Source organism: Streptomyces sp. ISL-1 (assembly GCF_018614585.1).
Lineage (GTDB): Bacteria > Actinomycetota > Actinomycetes > Streptomycetales > Streptomycetaceae > Streptomyces > Streptomyces maoxianensis.
Map to the genome: position 1 here is coordinate 34857 of NZ_JAGGOI010000006.1, position 12902 is coordinate 47758.

General features: G+C 70.8%; 11 protein-coding genes and 1 pseudogene. 8 read left to right on the plus strand and 4 right to left on the minus strand.

Annotated features, from left to right (window positions below; all coding sequences use genetic code 11):
* Window positions 1–13: 13 nt before the first annotated feature.
* Window positions 14–714, plus strand: a pseudogene (locus J7E87_RS04450) (B3/4 domain-containing protein).
* 4 nt (window positions 715–718) lie between these two features.
* On the opposite strand, the gene J7E87_RS04455 reads toward J7E87_RS04450, so the two are convergent.
* Both J7E87_RS04455 and J7E87_RS04460 read right to left on the minus strand, forming a co-directional pair.
* On the minus strand, window positions 719–1441 hold the full coding sequence (locus tag J7E87_RS04455; RefSeq protein ID WP_215090095.1) for a 1-acyl-sn-glycerol-3-phosphate acyltransferase: 723 nt from the start codon (window positions 1439–1441) through the stop codon (window positions 719–721).
* 160 nt (window positions 1442–1601) lie between these two features.
* Window positions 1602–2018 carry a DUF4395 domain-containing protein gene (locus J7E87_RS04460; protein ID WP_215090097.1) on the minus strand — a complete coding sequence of 139 codons (417 nt, stop codon included), beginning with the start codon at window positions 2016–2018 and terminating at the stop codon, window positions 1602–1604.
* A 75-nt stretch (window positions 2019–2093) separates the two neighbouring features.
* Here J7E87_RS04460 and J7E87_RS04465 point away from each other — a divergent pair, with 75 nt between their 5' ends.
* From J7E87_RS04465 to J7E87_RS04490, 6 genes are all read left to right on the plus strand, one after another.
* Window positions 2094–2507 carry a thioredoxin family protein gene (locus J7E87_RS04465; RefSeq protein WP_215090099.1) on the plus strand — a complete coding sequence of 138 codons (414 nt, stop codon included), beginning with the start codon at window positions 2094–2096 and terminating at the stop codon, window positions 2505–2507.
* A 199-nt stretch (window positions 2508–2706) separates the two neighbouring features.
* Window positions 2707–3213 carry a flavin reductase family protein gene (locus J7E87_RS04470; protein ID WP_215090101.1) on the plus strand — a complete coding sequence of 169 codons (507 nt, stop codon included), beginning with the start codon at window positions 2707–2709 and terminating at the stop codon, window positions 3211–3213.
* A gap of 231 nt (window positions 3214–3444) precedes the next feature.
* Entirely contained in the window at window positions 3445–4233 is a 789-nt protein-coding gene (locus tag J7E87_RS04475) for an electron transfer flavoprotein subunit beta/FixA family protein (protein ID WP_215090103.1), read from the plus strand.
* A 58-nt stretch (window positions 4234–4291) separates the two neighbouring features.
* Window positions 4292–5254 (plus strand): electron transfer flavoprotein subunit alpha/FixB family protein, encoded by a 963-nt coding sequence (locus J7E87_RS04480; protein ID WP_215090105.1) that lies wholly within the window; start codon window positions 4292–4294, stop codon window positions 5252–5254.
* 153 nt (window positions 5255–5407) lie between these two features.
* Window positions 5408–6706, plus strand: coding sequence for an aldolase/citrate lyase family protein (locus tag J7E87_RS04485; protein WP_215090108.1), 1299 nt, complete (start codon window positions 5408–5410; stop codon window positions 6704–6706).
* Window positions 6707–6778: 72 nt separating this feature from the next.
* Window positions 6779–8545, plus strand: coding sequence for a serine/threonine-protein kinase (locus J7E87_RS04490; protein WP_215090109.1), 1767 nt, complete (start codon window positions 6779–6781; stop codon window positions 8543–8545).
* Here the strand turns inward: J7E87_RS04490 and J7E87_RS04495 are convergent.
* The gene (locus tag J7E87_RS04495) at window positions 8531–9517 is read right to left on the minus strand and encodes a LacI family DNA-binding transcriptional regulator (protein WP_215090111.1); all 987 of its coding nucleotides are present in this window, start codon (window positions 9515–9517) and stop codon (window positions 8531–8533) included. The two genes, J7E87_RS04490 and J7E87_RS04495, sit on opposite strands and share 15 nt — an antisense overlap.
* 214 nt (window positions 9518–9731) lie before the next feature.
* Between J7E87_RS04495 and J7E87_RS04500 the strand changes: the two genes are divergently transcribed.
* Window positions 9732–10697 carry an ROK family protein gene (locus J7E87_RS04500; protein ID WP_215090113.1) on the plus strand — a complete coding sequence of 322 codons (966 nt, stop codon included), beginning with the start codon at window positions 9732–9734 and terminating at the stop codon, window positions 10695–10697.
* Here J7E87_RS04500 and J7E87_RS04505 read toward each other — a convergent pair.
* A complete protein-coding gene (locus J7E87_RS04505) occupies window positions 10681–12729 on the minus strand; it encodes an NPCBM/NEW2 domain-containing protein (protein ID WP_215090115.1) in 2049 nt (682 codons plus the stop codon). The genes J7E87_RS04500 and J7E87_RS04505 overlap by 17 nt on opposite strands.
* Window positions 12730–12902: the final 173 nt, after the last annotated feature.

The window sequence follows — 12902 nt, forward strand, 5'->3', positions numbered from 1 at the left end:
GGCACGAAGAACCATGACGCTCACGCTCACCGTCTCCGACGAGGTCAGGGACCTCGCGCCCGGCTTCATCCATCTCGCGGTCGAGGCGCGCGGCCTGGTCAACGGGCCGAGCAACGCCGGCAGCTCTGCCCTGCTCGACGACGCCGCCCGCCGGCTCGCCGAGCGCCTGGACGGACGCGCCCCGCACGAGGACCCTCACATGGCCGCCTGGCGCGCCGCGTACTCCGCCTTCGGCGCCAAGCCGTCCCGCACCCGCAACTCCGCCGAGCGCTGGCCAAGCGGGCGCTCGCCGACGGCGGTCTGCCGCGCATCAATGCGCTGGTCGACATCTACAACGCCGTCAGCGTGGCCCATATCCTCCCGGTCGGCGGCGAGGACACCGACCACATCAAGGGCGGGATGCGGCTCGTACGCGCCACCGGTCAGGAGCCGTTCGTCACCGTCGCGGGCGGCCTGGAGGCCGTGGAGCACCCGGACGCCGGAGAGGTTGTCTGGTGCGACGACGAAGGCGTCACCTGCCGACGCTGGAACTGGCGTCAGGGAGTACGCACCCGGCTCACCGAGGAGTCGGTCAACGCGCTCTTCCTGCTGGAGGGCATGGCCCCAATGACGACCGGCGAGCTCGAGGCCGCAGCCGCCGAACTCGCCGAGTCGCTGGAGAAGTTGAGCCCCGGAGCGCGGATCACAGTCCGCCCGCCGCAGGGAGCGGTGTGACGTCTCAGCCGGCCTCGCGGACCTCGGCCGGAGTGGGCGCCGTGCCCCCGAGGTGCGCGGGCACCCACCAGGTGTCGCTCGCGTCCTTGGGGCGTACGGGATAGGCGCGCTGCGCGGCCTCGAGGAGCTCCTGTACCCGCTCGCGCAGCCGCCGCGTGATCGCGCCCGCGTACTGGTCGGCAGGGGCCTCCACGGGCTCGCCCACCCGGATCGTCACCGGAATGTGGCTGCGCCGGAAGTTGCGCGGCCGGCCCTTCGTCCAGACTCGCTGGGTGCCCCACAGCGCCATCGGGATCAGCGGAACGCCGGCATCCTGGGCGAGGCGTGCCGCACCCGACTTGAAGGACTTGAGGGTGAACGACTGGGAGATCGTGGCCTCTGGGAAGACACCGATGATCTCGCCCGATCGAAGCGATTTCAACGCGTGCTCGTATGCCGTCTCACCCTGCTTGCGGTCCACCGGAATGTGCTTCATCCCGCGCATCAGCGGGCCGGAGATCTTGTGCCGGAAGACGGATTCCTTCGCCATGAAACGCACCAGGCGCTTCTGGGGCAGCGCGGCGAGGCCGGTGAAGATGAAGTCCAGATAGCTGATGTGGTTGCTGACCAGCACAGCACCGCCAGAGCGCGGGATGTTCTCCGAGCCCTGAGTGTCGATCTTCAGGTCCAGCGCCTTGAACAGCGTGAGAGCGGCACCGACAACCGGCCGATAGACGAGCTCTGCCATCAGGAGAAGGCCCTTCTGTTGTACCCGGGGAGGGTTCTCCCGGCGGAAGTTACGCAGCCGTAGGTTTTCGGCTTTGGGCAGATCGTGCCCCATACGCGTCGCGGTGACCAGTCCTGGCGCCCGGGGCGGGCGAGATTCTTCTCACGGCTTTCTCGTTACATCATGACCGGACAGCGGTCGCCCGGCGCAGCAGCAGATACATCTCGCACCCCAGGCAGTACCCGAATGCGGCGTTGAGGAATGCGGCGGCCAGCGCGCATCCGGTGGCGACGAGAGCGAGCCACGACGGCCCCCAGAAATAGCCGGCCAGCCCGACCAGGGCGAAAACGAGTCCCACGCCCTGCGCGAACCGCGGCGGCCCGGGCGACTCCAGCTCGGTCGGCGGCCCGAGTCGCGGTCGTACCGCGGTGCGGAAGAGCCACCCGTACGGAGAACGCCGCACGCCGAACGCCGCACCCGCGGCGAAGCAGAGCGCCTGCCAGGCGAGCAGGGCGCCGCTGCCCGTGACGAGAACGGCGGCGAGTACGACCGTGCTGACGGCGGCCCCGAAGCGCGGCCCCCTGATGTCGATATCCATGCCCTCAGCATGGCGCAGCGGATTCGCCGTGCCCGCCCGGGAATCTTTACGGTCTTGTGAACGCTGCACCGGGCGATGACTGGACTTGTGGTGTGTGCGGTGGTGCTCGCGGCGGCGAGTGTCTACGGGCTGTGGCAGCGGCACAGCGGCGGGAGGCTGAAGGTGCGGGGTCGGGACGCCCAAAGACGGCTCGGTGCGGCGGAGATCGGTGCGGACCTGGGGCAGCGGGCGACGCTCGTCCAGTTCTCCAGTGCATTCTGCCAGCCGTGCAGAGCGACGAGGCGCACCCTCGCCGAAGTCGCGGACATGGTCGACGGAGTCACCCATGTCGAGATCGACGCGGAGGAGCGGCTGGCCCTGGTGCGGGAACTCGGCATCCTCAAGACGCCCACGGTGCTGGTGCTTGACGCCGGCGGCAACATCGTCTCCCGTGCGTCCGGCCAGCCTCGCAGGGCGGATGTGATCGCAGCGCTCGGACAGGCGGTGTGACGACCCGTGACCCGTGTCGCACATCCTGGAACGCACTTGACTGCACGTGCCATGCATCGTCAGGCTGACGCTGTGCTTCCAGAACTCCTTCTCCACGGGCGGCCCTACGTCGACCTCGCCCGGAACGCGAGTGCGCGCTGTCCGGCTGTATGAGCAGCCACGGCCGCCCCGTTCGCATCCCTTGCAGAAGGACAACCTGATGACGGCTTCGCCCCAACTCGGCGCACCTCAGCTGGCCTCTCCCGACCTGCTCCGCTCCGTCTTCCGGCAGCACGCCGCGGGCGTCGCGGTGATCACCGCGCAGGGTGACTACCCCGTCGGATTCACCGCCACCTCTCTCAACTCGGTAGCCGCCGAGCCGCCGTTGATCTCATTCGGTGTGGGCACGTCGTCCTCCAGCTGGCCGGTGATCGCCCGGGCCGAGCACATCGGCGTACACATACTCGGCGACCACCAGCAGGATCTTGCCGCCACCTTCGCCCGCCGCGGCGCCGACCGCTTCGGGCCGCCCACCGGCTGGAGCAGCGGCCCGCAGGGCGTCCCGGTCCTCGACGGCGTTCTGGCGTGGCTGGTGTGCCGGGTCATCAACCGCGTCCCGGCCGGGGACCATCGCATCGTGATCGCCGAGGCCGTCGTCGGTGACCCCGCGGGAGCCGGCCGGCCGCTGCTATACCACCAGGGACGCTTCAACGGTCTGAAGGACTGAGGGTTCCGCCTGAGTTTCCGGAACCGGGTTTTCCTGAACCCTCGGTTACGGAGCGTTGGCAAGGTCACAGTGCAAAGCGCTTGCTTACCGGGAATGAACTGGATGTACTGAGGGTACTGGCGAGTAATATTTCGTTCGGAGCGCGGCCCGCCCCGACCGGAATCCGCCCCATCAGACGCCTATGCTGCGTGCAAGGCAGCCCAGTAGAGACGATGCAGTAGGAGAGCCGGCGTGAGCTTGAGGATCGTTGTCTGTGTGAAGTACGTGCCCGACGCCACCGGCGACCGGCACTTCGCCGATGACCTGACCGTCGACCGCGACGACGTCGACGGCCTGCTGTCGGAACTGGATGAGTACGCGGTCGAGCAGGCGCTGCAGATCGCCGGTGACTTCGACGGCGATGCGGAGATCACCGTGCTGACCGTCGGTCCCGAGGACGCCAAGGACGCGCTGCGCAAGGCTCTGTCCATGGGTGCCGACAAGGCCGTCCACGTCGAGGACGACGACCTGCACGGCAGCGACGTCATGGGCACCTCGCTCGTGCTCGCCAAGGCGATCGAGAAGACCGGTTACGACCTGGTCATCGCCGGTATGGCCTCGACGGACGGAACCATGGGCGTGCTGCCGGCGATTCTCGCCGAGCGCCTGGGCGTTCCGCAGGTCACGCTGCTCTCCGAGGTCTCCGTCGAGGGCGGCGTCGTGAAGGGCCGCCGTGACGGCGACACCGCGAGCGAGCAGCTCGAGGCGTCCCTGCCGGCCGTCGTGTCCGTGACGGACCAGTCGGGCGAGGCCCGCTACCCGTCCTTCAAGGGCATCATGGCCGCCAAGAAGAAGCCGGTGGAGTCCCTGGACCTGGAGGACCTCGAGATCGACGCCGACGAGGTCGGCCTCGAGGGCGCCTGGACCGCTGTGGACTCGGCCGCCGAGCGTCCGGCCCGTACCGCCGGCACGATCGTCAAGGACGAGGGCGAGGGCGGCAAGCAGCTCGCGGAGTTCCTCGCGAGCCAGAAGTTCATCTGAGCTTCGGCCATATCCCCAACCGCCCCCAGATACTTCGCATTCGCAGGAGACCAATCCCATGGCTGAAGTTCTCGTCTATGTCGACCACGTGGACGGCGCCGTCCGCAAGCCCACCCTCGAGCTGCTGACCCTGGCCCGCCGCATCGGCGAGCCGGTCGCCGTCGCGCTGGGCTCCGGCGCCGAGGCCACCGCCCCCGTGCTCGCCGAGCACGGCGCGGTCAAGGTTCTGACCGCCGACGCCCCCGAGTTCGCCGACTACCTCGTCGTACCGAAGGTGGACGCGCTGCAGGCCGCGTACGAGGCCGTCTCCCCGGCCGCCGTGCTCGTCCCGTCCTCCGCCGAGGGCAAGGAGATCGCGGCCCGCCTCGCGGTCCGTATCGGCTCCGGCATCATCACCGACGCCGTCGACCTCGAGGCCGGCGACGAGGGCCCGGTGGCCACGCAGTCCGCGTTCGCCGCGTCCTTCACCACCAAGTCCCGTGTCTCCAAGGGCACTCCGGTCATCACGGTCAAGCCGAACTCGGCCGCCGTGGAGGCCGCTCCGGCCGCGGGCGCCGTCGAGGCGCTCAACGTCACCTTCTCCGAGAAGGCCACCGGCACCAAGGTCGTCTCGCGCACCCCGCGCGAGTCCACCGGCCGCCCCGAGCTGACCGAGGCCGCGATCGTGGTCTCCGGCGGCCGCGGCGTCAACGGCGCCGAGAACTTCCACATCATCGAGTCGCTGGCCGACTCGCTCGGCGCGGCCGTCGGCGCCTCGCGCGCCGCCGTGGACGCCGGCTGGTACCCGCACTCCAACCAGGTCGGCCAGACCGGCAAGTCGGTCTCCCCGCAGCTGTACATCGCCTCGGGCATCTCCGGCGCGATCCAGCACCGGGCCGGCATGCAGACCTCGAAGACCATCGTGGCCATCAACAAGGACGCCGAGGCCCCGATCTTCGACCTGGTCGACTACGGCGTGGTCGGCGACCTCTTCGAGGTCGTCCCGCAGCTCACCGAAGAGGTTCAGGCGCGCAAGGGCTGACCTCCGCTTTCGGTACGGACCGGGGCCGCACGGTGATCTTCACCGCGCGGCCCCGGCCTGTTGCGGGGGACCATTGACGCAGGTCTTAGCCGCCTACTAGCTTCGCTATACGGATTGTTGATTCCGTGGAGCGGAAAGCGGGAGGGTGCAGGGATGGGTCAGCAGGAGAAGGTGGCAAGGAGCCTCGCCGGAGCGGTCAGCGAGGGCATCAGCGCTTCCCTCGCACCGGTGGACGCGGAGCTCGCCCGCCGCTACCCGGGAGACCCCGGCACTCGCCAGCCTGTCCACACGGTCTACGTACCCGGTGACGTCTTCGCCGCCGACACCATCCGCTCCTGGGGTGACCAGGCGCTCGCCGCGCTCGACGAGCACGCCCCGGACGCCGCGTCCCTCGCCGCAGTCCTCGGCCTCTCCGGCGAGCTCGCGGCCCCGGTGTACGACCGCGTACGGGCCAAGCTGGAGCGCGAGCCCGTCGAGGACCTGCGCATCGACTTCGAGGACGGCTACGGCGGCCGCGGCGACGCCGAGGAGGACGCGCACGCGGCCCGCGCCGCCCGCCTGATCAGTGAGGCGTACGCGCGGGGCACCGCCGCCCCGTACATGGGCATCCGCATGAAGTGCATGGAGGCCGCCGTACGCGACAGGGGCATCCGCACCCTCGACATCTTCCTCACCGGTCTCGTCGAGTCCGGCGGTCTGCCCGGCGGTCTGGTCCTGACCCTTCCCAAGGTCACGTACACCGAGCAGGTCACCGCGATGGTGCGGCTGCTGGAGGAGTTCGAGAAGGCGCGCGGTCTGGACGCCGGCCGGATCGGCTTCGAGATACAGATCGAGACCAGCCAGTCCATCCTCGCCGCAGACGGCACCGCCGCGGTGGCGCGGATGATCGACGCCGCGGACGGCCGGGCCACCGGACTGCACTACGGGACCTTCGACTACAGCGCCTGCCTCGGCGTCAGCGCCGCCTACCAGGCCGGCGACCACCCGGCCGCCGACCATGCCAAGGCCGTCATGCAGGTCGCGGCCGCGGGCACCGGTGTACGCGTCTCGGACGGCTCCACCAACGTCCTCCCGGTCGGCACCACGGAGAAGGTCCACGACGCCTGGCGGCTGCACTACGGCCTGACCCGCCGCGCCCTGGCCCGCGCCTACTACCAGGGCTGGGACATGCACCCCGGCCACCTGCCGACCCGCTACGCCGCCGTGTTCGCCTTCTACCGCGAAGGCTTCGAGCAGGCCGCCGCGAGGCTGTCCGCTTACGCCGGCCACGCGGGCGGCGATGTCATGGACGAGCCCGCTACCGCCAAGGCGCTCAGCGGCTATCTGCTGCGCGGCATCGACTGCGGCGCTCTCGACACCGCGGAGGTCGCCCGGCTCACCGGTCTGACCCGTGACGATCTGAACGGATTCGCCTCGCCGCGCCGAGGGGACCTCACGGCCACAGCCAAGTAACAGTCGCCGGAGCTGTCAGCGCTGCCCCCTAGTCTGTACGCGACCACAGTCGCAACAGGGATCGGGGCAGCGGTGTCTTCGGGGGAGAACGAGCGGCTCGCCGGCCGTTACCGGGTGATCGAACAGCTGGGCCGCGGCGGCATGGGCATCGTCTGGCGCGCCTTCGACGAGGTGCTCGGCCGCGAGGTCGCCGTCAAGGAACTGCGCACCTACAGCGACTCGTCGGGTCCCGAACTGGCCGACCTCCGAGTGCGGATGCAGCGAGAGGCCCGCGCGGCAGCCCGCGTACGCCACCCCGCGGTCATCGCCGTCCATGACGTCACCGAACACGAGGGCCGTCCGGTCATCGTGATGGAGTTCATCGACGGCCCCTCGCTGGACGATGTGCTCGGCGAGCGCGGCGTCATGGACGCGCGCGAGGTGGCAGCAGTCGGAGCCACGGTGATGGAGGCGCTGGGCGCCGCCCACCGCGCCGGGGTGCTGCACCGCGACGTGAAGCCCGGCAATGTGCTGCTGGACCGCGGGGGCCGGGTGGTGCTCACCGACTTCGGCATCGCGGCGATGGACGACCCCGGCGACGGCTCCACCACCCATCTGACACGCAGCGGCGAACTGGTCGGCTCCCTCGACTACTTGGCGCCCGAGCGGGCCCAGGGCCAGGACCCCGGTCCCGCGTCCGACATCTGGGCGCTCGGCGCCACGCTGTACGCAGCAGTGGAGGGCGCGGCCCCGTTCCGCCGCACCTCCACCTGGTCGACGCTGAACGCGATCGTGGTGGAGCCGCTGCCCGAGCCGCTGCGGGCCGGCGCACTCGGTCCCGTACTGCGGCAGCTCATGGACAAGGACCCGGCGCGGCGCCCCGACGCGGACACCGCCGCGAGGCTGCTCGCCGCCGTGGCGGCGGGCCGGGACACCGGCGCCTCGACCGCGGCGCTGGGGACAGTGCCGCAGGCCGCACCGGATCCGGCGACCCGGGTGCCGACCGTGCTCAACGCGACGCCGCACCGGCCCGAGGGCTTCGGTCCGGCGGCGGCGCAGCCCCCGGCCCCGCCCGCTCCCGCGCCGATACCCGCGCCCGCCCCGGCCGCTCCACCCACGTCAGGTGATCGCGGCGGCGGTCGCGCGAAGGTCCTGGTGGCGGCCGCGGTCCTCGCCGTCCTGCTCACAGGTGGAGGCGTGACGTACGCCCTCGTCGGCCGTGACGGATCGGGCGGCCAGGAGCTCGCGGGCGGCGGGGCCGAGAGCCCGGCGGGGAGTTCGGGCGCACGGGGAGGTCCGGTCGCAAGCGCCTCCGGCGGCAAGCAGAGCGCGGGCACCAAGCCCACCCGGCAGGGCGCCACCAAGTCGCCCAGCCAGTCCGCCAAGCCGCCCGCGCCCGGCACGGGAACCGGAGGATCTGACTCTGGTGGCCCGGACTCTGGTGGATCGGTCAGCGGCTCGACCGGCGGCGGCTCCTCGGGCACGACCGGCGGCGGGTCGACCGGCTCGACCACCACGGGCGGCGGCACCTCCACCAGCGGCGGCTCGACGACCGGAGGTTCCGACCCGGACCCTGCGCCCGTCTGCCACTCGATCGGCGGCGGTAAGTACAACTGCCAGGTCTGGAAGCAGGCGAAGTCGTACACCGCGTCCGGCACCGAGAAGGGCGTGCTCAACGCGGGCACCAACTACTTCTACTGCCAGCAGAATCTGGGCCGCCGCGAGACCTCCGGCCAGTGGACGAACGTCTGGTGGGCCAGGACCGACGACGACAGCGGCAACACCAATGTGTTCGTCAGCGACGTCTACATCGAGGGCGGCGACAACGACCGGCCGGTGCCCGGCCTACCCGTCTGCTGACGGCGGGATCTCGCCCGAGCCGCGCGGGATGAGCACCGTCTCCAGCGCCACTTGCGAGGGCTCGTCGTCCACGCCGTCGAGGCGGCGGAACAGCCGTTCCGCGGCGGTACGCCCCAGGGTCGCCGCGTCCTGGGCTATCACCGTGATCCCGAGCAGGTCGGCGAGTTCGATGTCGTCGAAGCCGACCAGGGCGACCGGCCGTTCGCGCTCGGCCAGGACCCGTACCGCCGTGACCGTCACCCGGTTGTTGCCCGCGAAGATCGCGGTGACCGGGTCGGGCCCGGTCAGCATCGCGGTGACGGCGGCCCGCACCCGTTCCGGCGCGGTGGAGCCCAGCGAGACCCAGGCGTCGTTCACACGGAGCCCGGCGTCCTCCATGGCGGTGCGGTAGCCGCGCAGCCGCTCGACGGCCGTGTGGATCCGCGGCTGGTCGCCGATGAAGCCGATACGGCGGTGCCCGTGCGCGATCAGATGGGCCGCGCCTGCGCGGGCGCCGCCGAAGCTGTCGGAGAGCACCACGTCCGCGTCGATCTGCCCGGCGGGGCGGTCCACGAACACCGTCGCGATGCCGGCCTTGATCTCGGGCTCCAGATAGCGGTGGTCGTGGCCGGCCGGGATCACGATCAGGCCGTCGACCCGGCGGGCGCACAGGGCCAGCACCAACTCCTGCTCGCGCTCCGGGTCCTCGGCGCTGGAGCCGTTGATGAGCAGCGCGCCATGGGACCGGGCGACCTCCTCGACGGCGCGGCTCAGCGGGCCGTAGAAGGGGTCGGCGAGGTCCTCCAGGACGAGGCCGATGGAGGCGGTGCGGCCCTTGCGCAGCACGCGCGCGCTGTCGTTGCGGCGAAAGCCGAGGGACTCGATGGCCTCCTGCACCCGGCGCTCCGTGTCGGGTGTGACACCGGCCTCCCCGTTGACCACTCGCGAAACCGTCTTGAGGCCGACGCCGGCGCGGGCGGCGACGTCTTTCATGGTCGGCCGATTGCCGTAGCGGGGCTCGGGACCTCGAGGGCGTCCGGGCGAAGGCAGGGGATGGTCGGTCTCTGCCACAGTGCGCTGTCCTGTCGTCGTCCGGGGGTGTGCGAGGGTGTGGCGTCGAGCATAGGCCCTGGACAACGTTGTCAGGGGAATGGAGACTGTTACCGAATCCGCAGGTCCGACCAGCTCCCCGGGGGATCCGACACCGATGCATACCGACCTCGTCGCCGCGCTGGACATCGGCGGAACCAAGATCGCCGGCGCGTTGGTGGACGGCAGCGGCAGGATCCTCGTGCGGGCCCAGCGCCCGACACCCGCAAAGGAGGACGGCGAGAGCGTGATGCGCGCCGTCGACGGAGTCCTCGCCGAGCTGGCGCTCTCCCCGCTCTGGGCGCGCGCGTCGGCCGTGGGCATCGGCAGCGCCGGTCCGGTGGACGCGTCGGCCGGCACGGTCAGCCCGGTCAACGTCCCGGGCTGGCGTGCCTTTCCGCTGGTCGAGCGGGTGCGCAGGGCCGTCGACGGGCTGCCCGTCGAGCTGGTGGGCGACGGTGTCGCGATGACCGCGGCCGAGCACTGGCAGGGCGCGGCCCGCGGCTACGACAACGCTCTGTGCATGGTGGTCTCCACGGGCGTCGGCGGCGGACTGGTCCTCGGCGGGAAGCTTCACCCCGGGCCCACCGGCAACGCCGGGCACATCGGCCACATCAGCGTCGACCTCGACGGCGATCTGTGCCCCTGCGGCGCCCGCGGCTGCGTCGAGCGCATCGCCAGCGGCCCGAACATCGCGCGCCGGGCCCTGGAGGGCGGCTGGCGGCCGGGTCCCGACGGTGACACCTCGGCGGCCGCGGTGGCCGCCGCGGCCCGGGCCGGACACCCGGTCGCCATTGCTTCCTTCGAGCGCGCGGCCCAGGCGCTCGCCGCCGGGATCGCCGCCACCGCGACCCTCGTCGAGATCGAAATCGCCGTGATCGGCGGGGGAGTGGCGAACGCGGGCGAGGTGCTCTTCACCCCCCTGCGCCGTTCGCTGCGCGACTACGCCACGCTCTCCTTCGTGCAGCGGCTGACCGTGGCTCCTGCCCTGACGGGCACGGACGCGGGTCTGGTGGGTGCGGCGGCTGCCGCCTCGCTCGGCCGTCGCGGCGAAGCGGCAGCGGTGGTCAGCAGTCGATCCTGAGATCGGCCCAGTCGGCGTGGTCGGAGTCGACGCCGTCCCCGCCGTCGGTGACCACCAGACGTACGACCTTCGCCCCACTGACATCCGCCGAAATCGGCTGTGCGGGCATGGTGTTGGTCAGGACGCCCGTCGACGCGGCCTTCGTTCCGTCCGCCCAGATCTCGAAGGCGACCGTACCGCGCGTCCCCTTCTCGTCGTCCACACCGACTTGCGCGCTCACCGTGGTGCACCGGCTGCCGGAGTAGTACTCGACCGCGCTCGCGGCGTGTACGCCGAGCCCCTTGGCGAAGACCTGGCCGCCGATGGTGATCGGCTTTCCGTCGCCCGTCCCGCTCTCGCCATTGCTGGTGTCCTTCTCCACCGGACCCCAGCCGTTCGCCGCGCTCAGCGCGCCGAGATCGCTGAGATACGACTGACCGGCGGGCGGCGCGACGACCACATGCACACTGCCGGGCACGGTCGCTGTCAGCCGCTGCCCGGTCGACGAGCTGTACTTCGCCGTCAGGGTCAGTGCGTACGAACCTGGGGCCGCGCCCGGCGGCACAGCGACCTCCCAGCCCGTCGTCAGCTTCCTTCCGCTGGTGAGCACCGCGGCGGTGGCCCTGGACGTGGCCTTGACGCGCCAGCCCTCGGGTCCGGTCAGTGCGACGGAGACAGCGAGCGCAGGCGTACGGCCGAGATCGGTGACGGTCGAGGTGAGCTTCCCGCTCTGGCCCGCCTCGGCCATCAGCCCCTCGTCAGCGCTCACTTCGACGGCCGGCGGCAGCAGCGCCCAGTCGCGGTCCCTCGAGACGCGCACCAGCACCGTGCCGTGCGCGGGCACCGTCGCGGAGATCGTCCCCGCGGTGTTGGCGTCGGTGTGCTGCCACAGATCGCGCAGCCGGTAGCCGGGGGCGTCCGGCAGCCCGACTGCCTTGGCCGTGGTGGCGATCCGCTGCGGGCTGCCGCTCTCGTTGAAGAGCGCGACCGCGCGGCTGCCGTCCCGCATCTCCTTGGCCACCACCCAGCGGCCTCCCTCGGAGCTGATGACCGTGCCCTGCTTGCCCAGTGGGTCCTGGTCGACGGCGATGACCTCGCGGTTGCCGAGGATCTCGAAGGCGGAGGCGGGCGCCTTGCGCAGATCTGAGCCGATCAGCAGCGGAGCGGCCATGACCGACCACATCGAGAAATGGGAGCGGTACTCCGTGTCCGTCATGCCGCCATTGCCGACCTCCAGCATGTCGGGGTCGTTCCAGTGTCCGGGGCCCGCGTACTGCGCCAGTGGCAGATTCCGCTTCATGATCGACAACATGGAACCCCAGTTGTCGCTGATGTCCCCGGTGGTGCGCCAGAGCTGTCCGACGTCCGCTGCCCACTCCCAGGGCTTGCTCTCGCCCCACTCGCAGATGCTGTAGACGATTGCGCGACCGGTGGCGTTCAGGGCGTCTCGCATTGTGTTGTAGCGGAGCTTGGCGTCCACGCCCTGGTTGTTGCAGTTGTCGTACTTGAGGTAGTCGACGCCCCACTCGGCGAACTGCCGCGCGTCGCTGTACTCGTGGCCGAGCCCGCCGGGGAAGCCCGCGGCGTTGCAGGTCTTGGTCCCCGCGCTGGTGTAGATGCCGAACTTCAGTCCCTTGGCGTGGACATAGTCGGCGACGGCCTTGATGCCGCTTGGGAAGCGCTCCGGGTCGGGGACGAGCTTGCCGTTCGCGTCGCGCTGCGGCAGCGCCCAGCAGTCGTCCAGATTGACGTACTCGTACCCGGCTTCCTTGAGGCCTTTCGCGACGAAGATGTCGGCGATCCCCTTGACCATCGCCTCGTTGAACTCCGCCCGGCAGTGGGTGGAGTTCCAGTTGTTGAACCCCATCGGAGGGGTCGGGGCGAGCCCTTCGCCGAGCTGCGCGCCGGCCGGTGCGGGTTCGGCCGGCGCGGCCTGGGCGGCCGGGGTGCCCGAGGCGACGGCCTCAGTGCCCAGTCCTGCCGCGCAGAGCAGCGCGGCGGCCAGCGCTCCGACGACTCTATGGCGGGTAGTGCGGGTGGGAAGGTGACGCATCGTAACGTTCCTCCGTACTCGCGCGTATTGGGATGACGGCACGTGTGTGTCAGTGGCGAGCGTTTACGGTAGGCCGTGTTGGAGTCTGTTGGAAGAGATGCGGTAACGGTTGCTCGATGTCTCGCCAAAACCCTTGACGACGCCACTTCTTGGGAGTGAGATCCAATCCTCGC